The organism is Rhodanobacter sp. L36 (assembly GCF_009765755.1).
In the GTDB taxonomy this organism is placed as follows: Bacteria; Pseudomonadota; Gammaproteobacteria; order Xanthomonadales; family Rhodanobacteraceae; genus Rhodanobacter.
Genome location: NZ_LMUV01000011.1, coordinates 799,466 through 814,308, shown reverse-complemented (window position 1 = coordinate 814,308; position 14,843 = coordinate 799,466). Strand labels below are relative to the sequence as shown.

Genomic DNA, 14,843 nt, shown 5'->3' with positions numbered 1-14,843 from the left:
TGGAACCATCTCTCCGCGATCAGTGCGCGGAGAGACGGTAAGCGCCAATGCGGCCCTTCACGTCCTCGACGTAGACGGTGTCGCCGGCGACCAGAGGCTGTGCACGAATGGCCTTCTTGGACAGACGCTCGCGTCCAGCCATGGCGCCATCGCCGATCTGCAGCCAATGGATATAGCCTTCCATATCGCCGACCACCACGTAGTTGCCCTGTACGGCAGGACCAGTGACCCAGCGATATTTCAGCGCAGCGTTTTTCCAGATATCCGCGCCGCCGTTCTTGTCGAACGCCCACACGCCAGAATCGTCGGCGACGCCATAAATGGACGTGCCGGCATCGGCGAGTGAATCGAAGGTCGAGAACGGATGTGTCCATAACGGGCGACCGCTCGGGCCGTCGACTGCCATCAGGCTGCCGTGATAAGCCGCGCCGAACAAGGTGCTGCCGTCGAGCAGAATCGAGCCATCCACGTCATCAAGACGGTCGATGTCTGTGCGGCCTTCGCCGCTGCCGAGTTTCTGTTCCCATAATTTCTGGCCGTTGTCCTGGCGCAGCGCGACCAGCTTGCCGTCGTCGCTGCCGAAGAACACCACGCCGTTCGCCGCGAGCAGGCCGCCATTGCCACGCAGGCTCAGCAGCGGAACGTTGCCCTGGTCGTAGACCCAGCGGCGTTTGCCGTCGGAAGAATCGAGTCCGTATACGCGACCGTCCTGCGTGCGCACGATGACGAGGTCACCGACAATCACTGGCGAGGCCAGCACTTCGGAGTCCAGTTCGGATTCCCAGCGAGCGTTGCCGTCTTTCGCATTCACGGCATAGACGTGGCCATCGAGTGTGCCGACTGCCAGCAACTCGCGGCTGACTGCGGGACCGCCAGCATAAAGGGCATCCTTTCGTTTCTTGTCGCCCCAGCCAAACCAGCCGTGGACGCGCGTGTTTTTCGACCACAGCGTCTTGCCGCTATTGGCGTCGATCGCCATCAGGTCACCATCGGTACTGTTGGCATAGAGCACGCCATCGACGACCGCAGGCCGCAAGCGCACGCCACTGTCGCCCGCGCCTTTGCCTACTCGACTGGTCCAGAGCTTGGTGACCTGCACCGTGGGTTTGAAATCCTTGGACAGCGGAGTCGGCGGCTCGACGTTCTCCTTCTTGAAGGAGTGGCAGCCCGCAAGCACCAGCATCGAGGTCAGGCTGATCAGCAAGACGCGTTTCATCATTTCAGCTTTCATGCACCCTGCTTCCCGGCCGTGGCCAAATCGTCTAATTTCATTTGCAAGGCACCGCGTTGCGGCGCGTCCGCGCCCAATGCCGACAAGGCCGTCTGGTACGCCTTGCGTGCATCATCTGCACGCCCAAGCTTGACCAGCACATCGCCACGGAGTTCCTGCGCAAGCCCTTTGAAATCGGCTGCAGGAATGCGATCGAGTGTCGAAAGCGCAACCGAGGCGTTGCCATGTTGCAATTGCACTTGCGCCAGACGCATCTGCGAAAGCGACTTCAGCGCGGGATCGCTGGCGTGAACTTCCGCCCAGCCAAGCGACGTTTCCGCCTTGTCCAGCTGTTTGTCCTGCAACTGCTGCCTGGCTTGAGCGCTCATGGCAAATACGGCATACGGCGACGTGTCGTAATCCTTGGTCAGCCGCGCCGTAAGTTCAGCTGCAGCATCCGGCTTGCCGGACGCGAGCATCACCTGCACCTGCTGATAGAGCTGCGCAGCCTCTCCTTCATGGCGTGCCTGGTGGTTGCGCCACTGCTGCCACCCGAAAATGCCCACCAGACCAATGGCGATGCCAACGACAATCGACAACCCGTTTTCGCGCAACCACTTCTGAACGATCTCGCTTTGTTCGTATTTGTCGTATTCGTCAAGAGCCATGCAATCACCGTTGAAAGGGCCGCACGCGTAAGGACGCGAGAGACGTCCAGCGCGTTGAAAATGAAAAAACTGTGCCAGCCCGCGATGACACGAGCGGGCAATGGACAAGCATAACCGAATTGGGCTGTACCGAGCGCCGAACAGCGATCAGAGACTGGCTGCTGCGGCCTTGCCGTCTTGCAGTTGAACGCGGAAGTGCGCGACGTTGGAATGCCTGAAATTGTCCAGCGCAACCGGCTGCCCGTCGATGTTGACTTGTGCGCCACTCGAATTGCCAATGCGCACATCCAGCGGTTGATCGCTGTGATACGTCTTGTTACTGCCGGCAGCCAACAGCCCGTATTCCAGCCGCTTGCCATCGCGATCGATCACTTCGACCCAGCTGGCAGAATCCAGGCTCAGGCTCAGGCTGTGACCGCCCGTACCGCTGTCGATGGCTGGCGACACGGTCGCAGGAGCCGAAGGCAATGTGCCGGTCTCCAGATTCGGAAACGGCGCCATCGATGCAAGCAGTGGTTGTTCCTGTTCCGGATTCTTGATGACAGCTGACGATTGCTGTGGCGCCAATGTCTTCGATGCCACTTGACCGACCGATACGACGCTCGAGCTTGCCGTCGATGCCGGCGCATCCTGCTGGGCAACCGGGGCGGCATCCAGTGGTGCGAGATGGCTGAGGTCACGATCCAGCGTGCCGCGCACGCCAAGCCAGATCATGGGGACCACAATCACCGCGGTCAAAATCGCATAGGTTGCGGCAGTCGCGTAGCGATCGAGCAGGAACCTGGAATGCGAAATGCCGCCGGTGGCTACCAGCGTGGGTTCGATGTGCCTGATCCGGTCGACCTCGACCTGGATTGACGATTCGTTGATGCCCAGGAACTGGCCGTATTTGCCTATGTAACTGCCGAGATAAATCTTCGAATCGATATCGTCGTACTGGTCGCGCTCAAGCTGGCGAAGAACGCGAGCCGGAAGCTTAAGCGTGTGCGCACACGTCTCGATATCCAGGCCACGGGCTTCACGAGCGGCATGCAATCGACTGCCGAAACTCACGGTGGGTGATTTCGTCGACGGTACATCGATGTCGACTAGATTGATGCCGAACAGATCGTGTCCGTTCGGATCCTGGTCGGCCGGTAGCTGGGGCGTCGAAGTCATGGGCTGGCAGTGCTGTTCAAGGCGTGCGCCTGTTCCGACTCCGGGAACTGCGTGCGCAACCGATTGCTGTAGATCTGGGCCCCTTCCGAGTTGCCCAATCGGGATTCGATGTCGTAACCAAGTTTCAGGCCCGCTGCGCTGGGCTGGTTCAGTGCGTCGAGACGCTGAATGAAGGCTCGGGCACGAAACGCATCGTTATGCAAGTAGAGGGTATTGGCAAGCTGAAAGAGTGCCTCCGCATTATTCGGATTTCGCGCGATGGCATCACGGAAACTGGCTTCGGCTCCATGAGGGTCGTTTGCGCGCGATTTGCAGATGCCCTCGTTGGTGAGAGCCATGTCGGCGGACTGGTTGAAGGGATCCGCTACCGCTTTCTGGAAATACGCGTACGCTTCGGGGTAATTGCCTACCCCGCAAAGGAACTGACCAAGATTGTTCTCGGCAGGCCCCTTGTTCGATTCCAGTTCCACGGCCTTGCGATAATGCAATTCCGCTTCGGGCAGCTGATGGATGCGCTCGTAAAGCACGGCAATCACCGTATGTGCAGGCGCGTAGTTGGGATCGAACTTCAACGCCAGCGTCAGTTTTTCTAAGGCGGTTTGCAGATCGCCGTTGGCCATGTAGCGCTGACCGAGTTCGGTATGCACGCGCGCCGCATCCTGTGCCTGCTCTGCGCTGCTGGTCTTGGGCATGTCCTTGCCCAACGAGTTGCTGTCGATCTGGGTGCTCACGCAGCCAGCCAGCGACAGCAATAGCGCGAATACCAGTGTTCGATCAAACCGCATGCTGCACCCCTTCGTCCTGCCGCTTGCGCAGATCCGCACTGCGACGGGTACGGTCGGTTACCTGCCCGGCCAATTGGCCGCAGGCAGCATCGATGTCGTCGCCGCGCGTGCGACGCAACATGGTCAATACGCCTGCACTCAGCAGCTGGGTCTGGAAATCACGGATGGCATCTGCACCGGAACGCTCGAAGCGCGTACCGGGAAACGGATTGAAAGGAATCAGATTGACCTTGCAGGTCGGCAGTTTGCGCATCAGTTTGATCAACTGGCGCGCATGTTCGGGCTGATCGTTCACGCCCTTCATCAAGGTGTATTCGAACGTGATCGAGGTGCGAGGTTTGCGTGCAACCCAGCGCTGGCAGGCGGCGATCAGCTCTGCAATCGGATAGCGCTTGTTGAGCGGTACCAGTTCGGTGCGCAGGTCGTCGTTGGCCGCATGCAGCGACACGGCAAGCGATACGTCGATGGTGTCCGACAACTGGTCGATCAACGGCACCATGCCGGCTGTGGACAACGTGACCCGCTTGGCTGCAAGGCCGAACCCGAGATCGTCGCGCATCAGCTTCATCGCGCGCACCACGTTCTCGAAATTGGCCAAAGGCTCGCCCATGCCCATCATCACCACATTGGTGATGCGGCGATTCTGATGCGTGACATTGCCCAGGTATTTCGCCGCAACCCACACCTGGCCGATGATCTCGGCCGTGGAAAGATTGCGATTGAAGCCTTGCGCACCCGTCGAGCAAAACTGGCAATTGAGCGCACAACCGATCTGCGACGAAACACACAAGGTGCCGCGGGTTGGCTCCGGGATATACACGGTCTCGACCGCGTTACCCTGATCCATGCCCAGCAGCCACTTGTGCGTGCCGTCATTGGCGGCCTTGTCCAGCACCGTCTTGGGCGCGCCGATGTAGCAGACCTCATTGAGCTTGGCGCGCAACGCCTTACCCACATCGGTCATGTTCTCGAAGTCGTCTTGCAGGTCGTGGTAAATCCACTTCATCACCTGCTCGGCGCGATATGGCTTCTCGCCGATCTGCGTGAAGAAATCACGCAGGCCCTGGCGATCGAAGTCGAGCAGGTTGACTTTGGAAGTCGTCTGGTCGGATGAAGTGAAAGCTGCCTGATTCATGGTTTTGTGAAGAGCGCGGCTATGGATGGCCGCTTCCTGATCCTCGCGTTCAAGAGCGAACGCACAAGTTATTTAGAAAGCACATCCGTTGCGGCGAAGAAATAAGCAATCTCCACCTTGGCAGTATCGGCCGCATCGGAGCCATGCACGGCATTCGCATCGATGGAGTCGGCGAAGTCGGCGCGGATCGTGCCCGGTGCAGCTTCCTTCGGGTTGGTCGCGCCCATCAGATCGCGATGCTTGAGCACGGCATTTTCGCCTTCCAGTGCCTGGATCATTACCGGGCCGGAAATCATGAACTCAACCAGCGCATTGAAGAACGGACGCTCGCGATGCACAGCATAGAAGCCCTCGGCTTCCTTGCGCGACAACTGCTTCATGCGCGCAGCGACGACCTTGAGCCCGGCCTTCTCGAAACGGGCATAAATTTCACCGATGACGTTCTTGGCGACGGCATCGGGCTTAATGATGGAAAGAGTGCGCTCCAGCGCCATACGGATCTGCTCCGGCAAACGAATGAGGGAAAGGGTCGTGCCGGCCCCGAGCCGGCAGAGAGCTAAACTTGACAAGGATTGAGGCTTTAGCTCACGAAAGTTTGACAGATTCTAGCTCATACGCAAGTCGGACTTTGTTTGCAACACGCCATTGTTTGACGTCCATCAAGTTGTCCGCGTATGCTCAAACGATCGTTTGAACTGGCCGATGGCCGTTGATGGATGACACCGCCCGTGAATACCTCCGGCTCGACCAAGGAACGCATTCTCGCCGCCGCCGAAGTCCTGTTCGCCCAGCGCGGTTTCGATGGTGCATCGCTGAGGCAACTCACTTCCAGCGCCGGCGTGAACCTCGCCGCCGTGAACTACCACTTCGGTTCCAAGGAAAAGCTGGTCGAGCAGGTATTCCGTCGCCGTCTCGATGCCTTGAATGCGCGCCGTTTGACCGCGCTGGCAAAGATCGCCGGCGTGGAAAACACCACGCTCGAAGACGTGCTGGCCGCCTACATCCGCCCTGCCCTGGACCTTTCGCATGACGATAGCGGCGCGCTTTTCATGCGCGTGCTGGCGCGCGCATTCGCGGAGCATGACGACACCCTGCGTCAGTTCCTGTCCGAGAACTACGGACATGTGATGCGCCAGTTCACCACTGAATTCGCGCGTTTGCTGCCGCAACTGAGCAAGCCCGAACTCTACTGGCGCATCGATCTGGTCACCGGTGCGCTGACCCACGCGATGTCCGGCTTCGGCATGATCCAGCGCAAGAGCGACGTCAGCGAGCACACCCATCGCGAACAGACCGCGCAGCACCTCATCGGCTTTGCCGTCGCCGGCCTGAGCCATCCCTGATTCCCTGTTATCGGCCATCCAGGCCGTGTTGTTTCTTTCGCATTCGTTCCATCGGAGATGCCAATGACCGCTGCACCATCCAACCAATCCACATTGCGTATTCGCAAGGCCGCCGTACTGGGCGCTGGCGTTATGGGAGCGCAGATCGCTGCGCACCTGACCAATGCGGGCGTACAGACCGTGCTGTTCGATCTCGCCGCGAAGGAAGGCCCGAAGAGCGGCATCGCGATCAAGGCCATCGCCAACCTTGCCAAGCTCTCGCCTGCCCCGCTGGCGGACAAGAACCTCGCGGCCGCCATCATTCCGGCCAACTACGACGAGGACATGTCGCACCTCAAGGACGTCGACCTGGTGATCGAGGCGATCGCCGAACGCATGGACTGGAAGCTCGACCTGTACACCAAGATCGCCCCGCACCTGTCCAAGACCGCGATCATCGCCTCCAACACCTCGGGCCTGTCGATCAACAAGCTGGCCGAAGCCCTGCCCGAGGACATGCGCCATCGCTTCAGCGGCGTGCACTTCTTCAACCCGCCGCGCTACATGCATCTGGTCGAACTGATCCCGACCAGGCTCACCGACCCCAACGTCATCGCCGGGCTCGAAGCGTTCCTGGTCACCACCGTCGGCAAGGGCGTGGTGATCGCCAAGGACACACCCAATTTCATCGGCAACCGCATCGGCGTGTTCTCCATGCTGGCCACCATGCATCACACCGAGCAGTTCAAGCTCGGCTTCGATACGGTCGACGCGCTCACCGGCCCCGCCGTCGGTCGCCCGAAGAGCGCCACCTACCGCACCGCCGACGTGGTCGGCCTCGACACCATGGCGCACGTCATCAAGACCATGGCCGATACGCTGGCCGATGATCCCTGGCACGACTACTTCAAGGCGCCCGCGTGGCTGCAGGGGCTGATCGATCAGGGCGCGCTTGGCCAGAAGACCGGCGCCGGTTTCTACAAGAAGGCCGGCAAGGACATCGTCGTGCTCGACGTCGCCGCGAAGGATTACCGCCCGTCCGAGCAGAAACCGTCCGACGACGTCGCCGCCATCCTCGCCATCAAGAATCCCTCGGAAAAGTTCGGCAAGCTGCGCGCCTCCAGCGATCCGCAGGCGCAGTTCCTGTGGGCGACCTTCCGCGACCTGTTCCACTACACCGCCTATCACCTCGCCGACATCGCCGACACCGCGCGCGATGTGGATTTCGCCATACGCTGGGGTTACGGCTGGAAGCTCGGTCCGTTCGAAACCTGGCAGGCTGCCGGCTGGCAGCAGGTGGCCGGCTGGATCAATGAAGACATCGCCGCCGGCAAGGCCATGAGCAAGGCGCCGCTGCCGGCGTGGGTTACCGACGGTCGTGAAGGCGTGCATTCCAAAAACGGCTCCTACTCGGCCAGCGCCAAGGCCGACAAGCCGCGTTCGCAGCATCCGGTCTACAAGCGCCAGTTGTTCCCCGATCCGATCCTAGGCGAAACCTTCGATCAGGGCAGCACGGTCTGGGAAAACGACGGCGTGCGTCTGTGGACGCTGGGCGACGACGGCATCGGCATCATCTCCTTCAAGACCAAGATGCACACCGTCAACGACTTCGTGCTCGATGGCGTGCAGGAAGCCATCCGCATCGCCGAGCAGAAGTTGAAGGCCGTGGTGATCTGGCAAACCGGCGAACCATTCTCCGCCGGCGCCGATCTCAAGGGCGCGTTGGGTCTGCTGCAGGCCGGCAAGATCGACCAGTTCGAGAAGATGGTCGAGAACTTCCAGCGCACCAGCATGACCATCAAGCACTCTCTGGTGCCGGTGGTGTCCGCCGTGCGCGGGCTGGCGCTGGGCGGCGGCTGCGAATTCCAGATGCATTCGGCGCGTACCGTCGCGGCGCTGGAAAGCTACATCGGTCTGGTCGAAGCCGGTGTCGGCCTGCTGCCGGCCGGCGGCGGTCTGCACGAGCTGGCCATCCGCGCGTTCAAGGCCAACCCGGCCGATCCGTTCGAGGAATTGAAGAAAGTGTTCGAGACCGTGGCGATGGCCAAAGTCTCCGCCAGCGCGATGGAAGCCAAGCAGCTCGGCCTGATGCGCGACAGCGACGTGGTCGTGTTCAATGCCTACGAGCTGCTCTACGTCGCCAAGCAGGTGGCCAACGCGCTGGCCGAAAGCGGCTACCGCCCGCCTCTGCCCGCCAACGCCATCACCGTGGCCGGCGATGTCGGCACGGCCACGTTCAAGGCCTCGCTGGCCAACCTGCAGGCCGGCTATTTCGCCTCCGAGCACGACGTGGACATCGCCACGCGCATCGCCGACACCCTGTGCGGCGGCGTGATCGAGCGCGGTTCGCAGGTCGACGAGGAATGGCTGCTCGCGCTTGAGCGCAAGCACTTCGTGGAACTGGCGCAGACCGAGAAAACCCAGGCCCGCATCGCCCACACCATGACCACCGGCAAGCCGCTGAGGAACTGACGGAAACGGAAGGCTGAACGTCCATCTCCCTCTCTCGTCATTTCCAAAGGATCAAACATCATGAGCAAGCAAATCCAAGACGCCTACATCGTCGCCGCCACCCGCACCCCGGTCGGCAAGGCGCCGCGCGGCGTATTCCGCAACACCCGTCCGGACGACATGCTCGCCCACGTCATCCGCGCCGTGATGGCGCAGGCGCCGGGCATCGATCCGCATCGCATCGGCGACGCCATCATCGGCTGCGCCATGCCCGAGGCCGAGCAAGGCATGAACGTGGCACGCATCGGCGTGCTGCTCGCCGGCCTGCCGGACACCGTGCCCGGCGTCACCATCAACCGTTTCTGCTCGTCCGGCCTGCAGGCCGTGGCCATGGCCGCCGATCGCATCCGCCTCGGCGAAGACGATCTGATGCTCGCCGGCGGCACCGAGAGCATGAGCATGGTGCCGATGATGGGCCACAAGATCGCCATGAACCCGGCCATCTTCAACGACGAGAACATCGGCATCGCCTACGGCATGGGCATCACCGCCGAAAACGTCGCCAAGAAATGGAAAGTCAGCCGCGAACAGCAGGACGCCTTCTCCGTCGAAAGCCATCGCCGCGCCCTCGCCGCCCAGGCCGCCGGCGAATTCAACGACGAGATCAGCCCGTTCGCGCTGGACGACCACTACCCCGACCTCGCCAGCCGCAAGATCATCACCGACGCCCGCCACATCAGCGCCGACGAAGGCCCACGCGCCGGCACCACCATGGAAGTGCTGGCCAAGCTCAAGACCGTGTTCCGCAACGGCCAGTTCGGCGGCACCGTCACCGCCGGCAACTCTTCGCAGATGTCTGATGGCGCCGGCGCCGTGCTGCTCGCCAGCGAAAAAGCCATCAAGGAGTACAACCTGCAACCGCTGGCCCGCTTCGTCGGCTTCTCCGTCGCCGGCGTGCCGCCGGAAATCATGGGCATCGGTCCGAAAGAAGCCATTCCCAAAGCCCTCAAGCAGACCGGCATCAGCCAGGATCAGCTCGACTGGATCGAACTCAACGAAGCCTTCGCCGCCCAGGCCCTCGCCGTCATGGGCGACCTCAAGCTCGACCCCAGCAAGGTCAACCCGCTCGGCGGCGCCATCGCGCTGGGTCACCCGCTCGGTGCCACCGGCGCGGTGCGCATCGCCACCCTCGTGCACGGCTTGCGTCGTCGCAAGCAGAAGTACGGGATGGTGACGATGTGTATCGGTACGGGGATGGGGGCGGCGGGAGTGTTTGAGGCGGTTTGATATTTCAGCTTCGCAGTTCAGCGAAGCTTGGCTCAAATAAAAGACAAAAGCGCCGTAGTCCATACGGCGCTTTTTCTATGCCTTCTTCAACCACACAATCTAGCCTTGCAAAAAGCGCTATATCACTTCACACATCATCTTGAGTTCTGGCGTTAGGCCTTTGTTCCGCTGACAACAGACTTCGTCATCAATTCCAAAACCGACTTACCAGCACCTTCCCCGGAATCCTTGGCAAATCCGGTCTCTTGCGCGCCAAATATGCAAGCCGCCGCATACGCTAAAACTATATCCTGGGAGCCGCCAGATGCCCCGGCATCGACTAGCACCTTATAAGTTTGCAAAGCCGTCTGTCGGTGTCTGTTCAATATTGCGTTGTGCTGATGCGCGAGAAAGTTCTTTGCACATAACGCGACGACGGCGGCCAATGTAACGAATACAAGGATTTTTCCACTGATAAATTCCGCAGCATCCCAAGAGCTTATTGCCTTCATCCAGTCAAGCTTGAAAGCGAAAGCTGATAAGACAGCAAAAATAATTGTGATAGCTACGGACACACCCGTCGCCGTTCGCCAATTATCGGAGCTCGCACTGTGTTCATCGGCACGATCCTTAAAATACTGCGCCTGCTGAGAGACACCATGTTCGGCAGCGACTTGCTGTATGTGGACCAGTATTTGTTGCGCCTCATTGTCTCGGTCCGCAAGGCTCTCAGATAATTTCTCAGCTTTATCTTCTATGCTTTGAAGGACAGAACGCGCACGTCCTTCAATAACAGATGCGTCTGTTGCAGTTGCCACTCCATAGGCGATGTACTGCCAGAGCACTGGAAACGTGGCTTCATAAGCCTTCAACATTTGACTGATTAATGTAGCCCTGACACCAGACGCGTTTGACTGGTCCGCTGAGAAATTCAGAATTTCTTTAAACCTATTAAAATCCGCATCGGCTTGCGAGCCAATTTGTTGAAGTTGGCTATCCACCAAATCATTTAGTGTCACTAACGAAATTCGCTTGTATAGCGCCACCAAGCGTTCAGCTGGCTCAACAATTTCTTCAAAGTTGAGCTGCCGCCCCAGATCTAAAGTCCTTGCTAGTTCCTTGGGCTCGAAATTTTGCACGCGCTCCAAAGAAGCGCGGGCTGTAGTAAGTATTGTCTCTGTAGCCATGACCAATCCCCTTACGATTCACTTTCATCTATGCAGATCGAAATTTCGAGTTGCGTGAATAGTTTGTCTCTACTCCAGTGCGTTAACCACTTCGTCGACAGCTTCTTTTGACGCATCTGTCTTTTGATGAACATCGTCTTCCGCATCCTCAACGTCGGGAACAACGCTGCGCCAATTGTCTTCGTTGAAACGGCTTACGTTGGTATCGGCCTCTTCGACAGCCGCCTGAAGACCTTCAAGTTCTGTTTGTGCATCGTCGGCTTTTTCTTTAGCGTTATCGAGCTTGTTTTGCATGTTTTCCAATTGCGTCTGAAGACTGGAGATTTTTTGTTCGAGTTGTTCGGTGCGGGTTGGACCGCAGCCGGACAAAAGCGAAATCATCAAAAAAATCACAATGGTCCATTTAAGCGTCGAAGATACGAAGTTCATAAGTTCACCCCTGCTGCGCCCGAAAAACTCGCCTGACCTCCGGGTCCAACGCATCCACCTGCCGCTTCTTCTGCAACAGCGCCCGCTGTCCCATACCCAACTGGCAATTGCGCGACAACGTATCCGCGCCTTCCGAGGTCTTCGCCGTCACGTCCTGCACGTTAACCACCACGGCCAGCGTGTCGCCGAGTGGTTGGAGGGCTAGGCAGATGCGGTCGATGGTGTCGGTATTGCGGTACTGGCTGCCGCCGACCATCACCAGCAGGTTTTCCCGGTCGATCCACACACTGGCGCGTACGCCCTGCAGTGGACGCACGGCGGCGCGGGCGGCTTCGTGATCGATGGGACGCGACGGGTCGGCCAGATGCATCGAACGCATCATGTCCTTGTCCATCGCTTGCATATGCGCCTGCATGGCGCGCTGGTTGCCGGTGAGGCCCGCCGCTTCGATGGCGGCAAGATGACCGGCCGTGACAACAGGATTCGTCGGCTCGGCCTGTTGCGGCCTTGGTGCGGTTTGAGCCGTGGTCCCTTCTGGCGTGCCGCTGCAAGCTGCAGCGGTGACGCAGGTGACGGCGGCGGCGATCAGCCAGCGCTGCATGGTCATCCATTCCCCCCGGAATACCGGGCGACCATACTCCCGCTCCGCCGATGAAGAAAGGCCCGGTGGTGACGTGCTGCCGGATTTCGAAGCGGTGGAAGTGAGCTGTCCGAGCGCAGCAAGTGTTCTTCTTTCTTAGATGAAGATCGCCAGCTTTCCTGATCGGCACCCGGATCAATGATTGCCGGCAGACGCCTCGGCGGCCTCATGCGGTGGATCGAAGGAGATGGTGACGTAGTAAATCTTCATCCCTTGCACGTCGTGCTCGACAAAGCTGGCGAAAGAGAAGCTATCGGCGGGTTGCTGCAGCGGTGCCATCTGCGCCTTGCCGCCCTGCTCGACCAGGACGCGGGCGGTGGCCTCGAACGCTTTCAGGCTGTCTACGTTGCCTTGGGCGGGCGTTTTATTGGCGGGTGTCTCCATGCCGCCGAAACTGCGTTGCATGCTTTCGTACAGCGCGCCCCATGCCTGGGTCGCCGCTGCGAGATCGTTGCCTTCATAGATGGAAGCGCCAATGCGTCCGAGCTGGTTGTCGCGAAAGAAAAACTGGAAGTCGCGTAGGTGGCCATCAAACACGCCGTTGTATGTTTCGAGGTCGCCGTTGGCAAAGCTTCGATAGGGGCCGTAATCGCTCAGAGCCGATACCTGCTGCTTGCTCATGCCGAAGGTCCAGGGAAAGCGGCTCGTGCCGGTCGATTTGGGAAGACAGTGGGCAATCACCAGCGGCTCGAGCGTTGCCTGCAGAGAGCCGGCAGCTTCGTCGCGCGACAGCTCGTCGAAACGCGCAATGCGCGCGTCCTTGTCGGCTGCCAGAAAAGCGCGATATGCCTTGAGCATGCTGGTCACCCCGGCGAGCTGGTTCGGCATCAGCTTGCCCTTGTCGTCGGGCACGACCAGTTGATGCGCACCGCTACCGAAGATGAACTGCCCAAGCAGTTCCCCGCTGTACTTGATCGACTTGTCGGGCACCGGCGCAAAGACGCCGGGGCAGACGACATCGACGACATCCTTGCTGTCGGCTTCCCAACCGATCAGCGCTGCGCGCAGGGGCGGCGCCTGTTTGTCGAGCGGCTGCTCTTCGAGGAATCGGGTCGCCGCAACCACCTTGTCGTTATCCATGGTCGTTGCATCCGTGGCCATGGCACCGGCCGTAACCGAAAGGGCCACGCCACACAGGGTGGCCATCATCAATACGCGCATGCTTATCTCCCTTGAATTACGCCAGGTAGCCACGCCAGCAAGGGCAGCCCTGCCTGATTGTTTTCACTGACACGCGGGGTCACCAAAAGCATTGAACGCTCTGCGGTCACGCCCTTGCGTGGCCCCAGCGCGCAGCATATCGGCTTGATGGCCTGTCGAAACGTCCCCCATGAAAAGGCTCGCACAGCGGAATCTTCGTTTGGCGTGCGACCGTCGAGCTCAGGGCGCTGTTGGCGGCGCCATGCGCATTCTCTCTCGGGCACGGCAGGCGAGAGTCTCTGGAAAAACATCGCAAGATATCGCGCCCAAGTCGCACTATGCTCTGCCAGCCGACTCGAGCCACGGGGACTTTGTCGGCCATTCACAAGACGCTTTCATGATTGCGCCGGCGTCTCGTTTGCGTCACCAATCAACAGGGGAAAAACATGTCCGGAATTCGCATCAAGCGTACGTTGGTGTGCGCCAGTCTATTGCTTGCTGGAGGAGCAATAGTTCCAGTCTGCGCACAGGAAGCAGTTGCTGTCACCACACAGGCTGCCGGTGCTGCGCGTGTCGGAATTTTCGCGCCGGTCAATCCCGACAGCACCCTCTTCACTACCTATTCCTTCTACAACACCTATACGAATATCAGCTGGGTGGTTTGCGGCTCGACGAAACAATCCGAAGGCTGCTATGCCTCGGGAAACCTGGGGCCGTATGGCCACGCGGGTGCTGTGATCGAAGGTACCGAAGCGTTTGACGTTCTCGTGGGAAGCAACATGTCTTCCAACCCTCAGACCAACACAGCCACACGCAAGATATTCGTAGTGGACGATGCCGATGGCGACGGCACCGGTGTGAAGCTCTACGTCTATACGAAAACCGACGTCGTGAGCGCATCGTTCGATACAGTCAACGTAACGCTTACCAATACCGTCAGCCTTCCATTGACCGGTGGCGTCAACACGAAAACCTTCATGGCCGCCGATGACAATTTCCTCTTCATCGGAACGAATCGGGGACAGACGGCACTCCGGATCGATAAGACCAGTCTCGCCATGACCCAAGTCGGCGGATTCTCCGGTCCCGAGCCCATTTACCTGTCATCGATTACCGCCGACAAATATGGGTATGTCGCTGTAAGTTTTGGTGGCCTCGGTCTGTACAGCGGCTTTTACGTTTTCGATCCGAATGGCAATGGCAGCGAGGACGGTGGTGGGTCCAATTTCGTGGCAGGCACTCAGAACGGCATAACGACCACCAACCTTTCATCGGCAGCAGGTATCCCGAATCTGGCCTCAAGGATGAAAGTTCATTTCACTACCCCTGCGCAAAAGAAAGCCGCAGGAAACTGATCCTTTTGATTGAAGGCTTCTGAGGAGCACGCGGTCAGCGGGTTGAAAAGTGAAGGCGCCTTCGTCAACGCCGTCCCATCGGCACCGATCGAGCCAC

At 59.6% G+C, this 14,843-nt stretch carries 14 protein-coding genes; 4 read left to right on the top strand and 10 right to left on the bottom strand.

What is annotated here, in order from left to right:
• Nucleotides 1-19 precede the first annotated feature (19 nt).
• From bamB to ndk, 6 genes are all read right to left on the bottom strand, one after another.
• The gene (gene bamB, locus GSQ73_RS13340) at nt 20-1,231 is read right to left on the bottom strand and encodes an outer membrane protein assembly factor BamB (RefSeq protein WP_254063407.1); all 1,212 of its coding nucleotides are present in this window, start codon (nt 1,229-1,231) and stop codon (nt 20-22) included.
• Complete coding sequence (locus GSQ73_RS13335) at nt 1,228-1,878, bottom strand: tetratricopeptide repeat protein (RefSeq protein WP_158884765.1); 651 nt, start codon at nt 1,876-1,878, stop codon at nt 1,228-1,230. The genes bamB and GSQ73_RS13335 overlap by 4 nt, the downstream gene beginning before the upstream one ends.
• A gap of 147 nt (nt 1,879-2,025) precedes the next feature.
• A complete protein-coding gene (locus tag GSQ73_RS13330; RefSeq protein WP_158884763.1) occupies nt 2,026-3,036 on the bottom strand; it encodes a RodZ domain-containing protein in 1,011 nt (336 codons plus the stop codon).
• Entirely contained in the window at nt 3,033-3,821 is a 789-nt protein-coding gene (gene pilW, locus GSQ73_RS13325; protein ID WP_158884761.1) for a type IV pilus biogenesis/stability protein PilW, read from the bottom strand. Before pilW ends, GSQ73_RS13330 begins: the two co-directional genes overlap by 4 nt.
• Entirely contained in the window at nt 3,811-4,956 is a 1,146-nt protein-coding gene (gene rlmN / locus GSQ73_RS13320) for a 23S rRNA (adenine(2503)-C(2))-methyltransferase RlmN (RefSeq protein ID WP_158884758.1), read from the bottom strand. The genes pilW and rlmN overlap by 11 nt, the downstream gene beginning before the upstream one ends.
• Nucleotides 4,957-5,024: 68 nt before the next feature.
• Nucleotides 5,025-5,450, bottom strand: coding sequence for a nucleoside-diphosphate kinase (ndk, locus tag GSQ73_RS13315; RefSeq protein WP_158884756.1), 426 nt, complete (start codon nt 5,448-5,450; stop codon nt 5,025-5,027).
• A gap of 222 nt (nt 5,451-5,672) precedes the next feature.
• Between ndk and GSQ73_RS13310 the strand changes: the two genes are divergently transcribed.
• From GSQ73_RS13310 to GSQ73_RS13300, 3 genes are all read left to right on the top strand, one after another.
• Nucleotides 5,673-6,299, top strand: a complete 627-nt coding sequence (locus GSQ73_RS13310) for a TetR/AcrR family transcriptional regulator (protein ID WP_158884754.1) — start codon at nt 5,673-5,675, stop codon at nt 6,297-6,299.
• Between the two features lie 63 nt (nt 6,300-6,362).
• Entirely contained in the window at nt 6,363-8,750 is a 2,388-nt protein-coding gene (locus GSQ73_RS13305) for a 3-hydroxyacyl-CoA dehydrogenase/enoyl-CoA hydratase family protein (RefSeq protein ID WP_158884752.1), read from the top strand.
• 60 nt (nt 8,751-8,810) lie between these two features.
• Nucleotides 8,811-10,016 (top strand): acetyl-CoA C-acyltransferase, encoded by a 1,206-nt coding sequence (locus tag GSQ73_RS13300; RefSeq protein ID WP_158884750.1) that lies wholly within the window; start codon nt 8,811-8,813, stop codon nt 10,014-10,016.
• A 152-nt stretch (nt 10,017-10,168) separates the two neighbouring features.
• Here the strand turns inward: GSQ73_RS13300 and GSQ73_RS13295 are convergent, their stop codons facing one another.
• From GSQ73_RS13295 to GSQ73_RS13280, 4 genes are all read right to left on the bottom strand, one after another.
• Nucleotides 10,169-11,182, bottom strand: coding sequence for a hypothetical protein (locus GSQ73_RS13295; protein WP_158884748.1), 1,014 nt, complete (start codon nt 11,180-11,182; stop codon nt 10,169-10,171).
• A gap of 69 nt (nt 11,183-11,251) precedes the next feature.
• Nucleotides 11,252-11,611, bottom strand: a complete 360-nt coding sequence (locus GSQ73_RS13290; RefSeq protein WP_158884747.1) for a hypothetical protein — start codon at nt 11,609-11,611, stop codon at nt 11,252-11,254.
• Nucleotides 11,612-11,615: 4 nt separating this feature from the next.
• Nucleotides 11,616-12,212, bottom strand: a complete 597-nt coding sequence (locus tag GSQ73_RS13285; RefSeq protein ID WP_158884745.1) for a hypothetical protein — start codon at nt 12,210-12,212, stop codon at nt 11,616-11,618.
• Between the two features lie 174 nt (nt 12,213-12,386).
• Nucleotides 12,387-13,412, bottom strand: coding sequence for a hypothetical protein (locus GSQ73_RS13280; RefSeq protein ID WP_158884743.1), 1,026 nt, complete (start codon nt 13,410-13,412; stop codon nt 12,387-12,389).
• Between the two features lie 425 nt (nt 13,413-13,837).
• Between GSQ73_RS13280 and GSQ73_RS13275 the strand changes: the two genes are divergently transcribed.
• On the top strand, nt 13,838-14,746 hold the full coding sequence (locus GSQ73_RS13275; protein ID WP_158884741.1) for a hypothetical protein: 909 nt from the start codon (nt 13,838-13,840) through the stop codon (nt 14,744-14,746).
• Nucleotides 14,747-14,843 lie beyond the last annotated feature (97 nt).

Excerpts from the sequence above, each read along its gene's own strand:
- bamB (WP_254063407.1), bottom strand. The coding sequence starts at position 1,231 with ATGAAAGCTGAAATGATGAAACGCGTCTTGCTGATCAGCCTGACCTCG.
- GSQ73_RS13335 (WP_158884765.1), bottom strand. The coding sequence starts at position 1,878 with ATGGCTCTTGACGAATACGACAAATACGAACAAAGCGAGATCGTTCAG.
- GSQ73_RS13330 (WP_158884763.1), bottom strand. The coding sequence starts at position 3,036 with ATGACTTCGACGCCCCAGCTACCGGCCGACCAGGATCCGAACGGACAC.
- pilW (WP_158884761.1), bottom strand. The coding sequence starts at position 3,821 with ATGCGGTTTGATCGAACACTGGTATTCGCGCTATTGCTGTCGCTGGCT.
- rlmN (WP_158884758.1), bottom strand. The coding sequence starts at position 4,956 with ATGAATCAGGCAGCTTTCACTTCATCCGACCAGACGACTTCCAAAGTC.
- ndk (WP_158884756.1), bottom strand. The coding sequence starts at position 5,450 with ATGGCGCTGGAGCGCACTCTTTCCATCATTAAGCCCGATGCCGTCGCC.
- GSQ73_RS13310 (WP_158884754.1), top strand. The coding sequence starts at position 5,673 with ATGACACCGCCCGTGAATACCTCCGGCTCGACCAAGGAACGCATTCTC.
- GSQ73_RS13305 (WP_158884752.1), top strand. The coding sequence starts at position 6,363 with ATGACCGCTGCACCATCCAACCAATCCACATTGCGTATTCGCAAGGCC.
- GSQ73_RS13300 (WP_158884750.1), top strand. The coding sequence starts at position 8,811 with ATGAGCAAGCAAATCCAAGACGCCTACATCGTCGCCGCCACCCGCACC.
- GSQ73_RS13295 (WP_158884748.1), bottom strand. The coding sequence starts at position 11,182 with ATGGCTACAGAGACAATACTTACTACAGCCCGCGCTTCTTTGGAGCGC.
- GSQ73_RS13290 (WP_158884747.1), bottom strand. The coding sequence starts at position 11,611 with ATGAACTTCGTATCTTCGACGCTTAAATGGACCATTGTGATTTTTTTG.
- GSQ73_RS13285 (WP_158884745.1), bottom strand. The coding sequence starts at position 12,212 with ATGCAGCGCTGGCTGATCGCCGCCGCCGTCACCTGCGTCACCGCTGCA.
- GSQ73_RS13280 (WP_158884743.1), bottom strand. The coding sequence starts at position 13,412 with ATGCGCGTATTGATGATGGCCACCCTGTGTGGCGTGGCCCTTTCGGTT.
- GSQ73_RS13275 (WP_158884741.1), top strand. The coding sequence starts at position 13,838 with ATGTCCGGAATTCGCATCAAGCGTACGTTGGTGTGCGCCAGTCTATTG.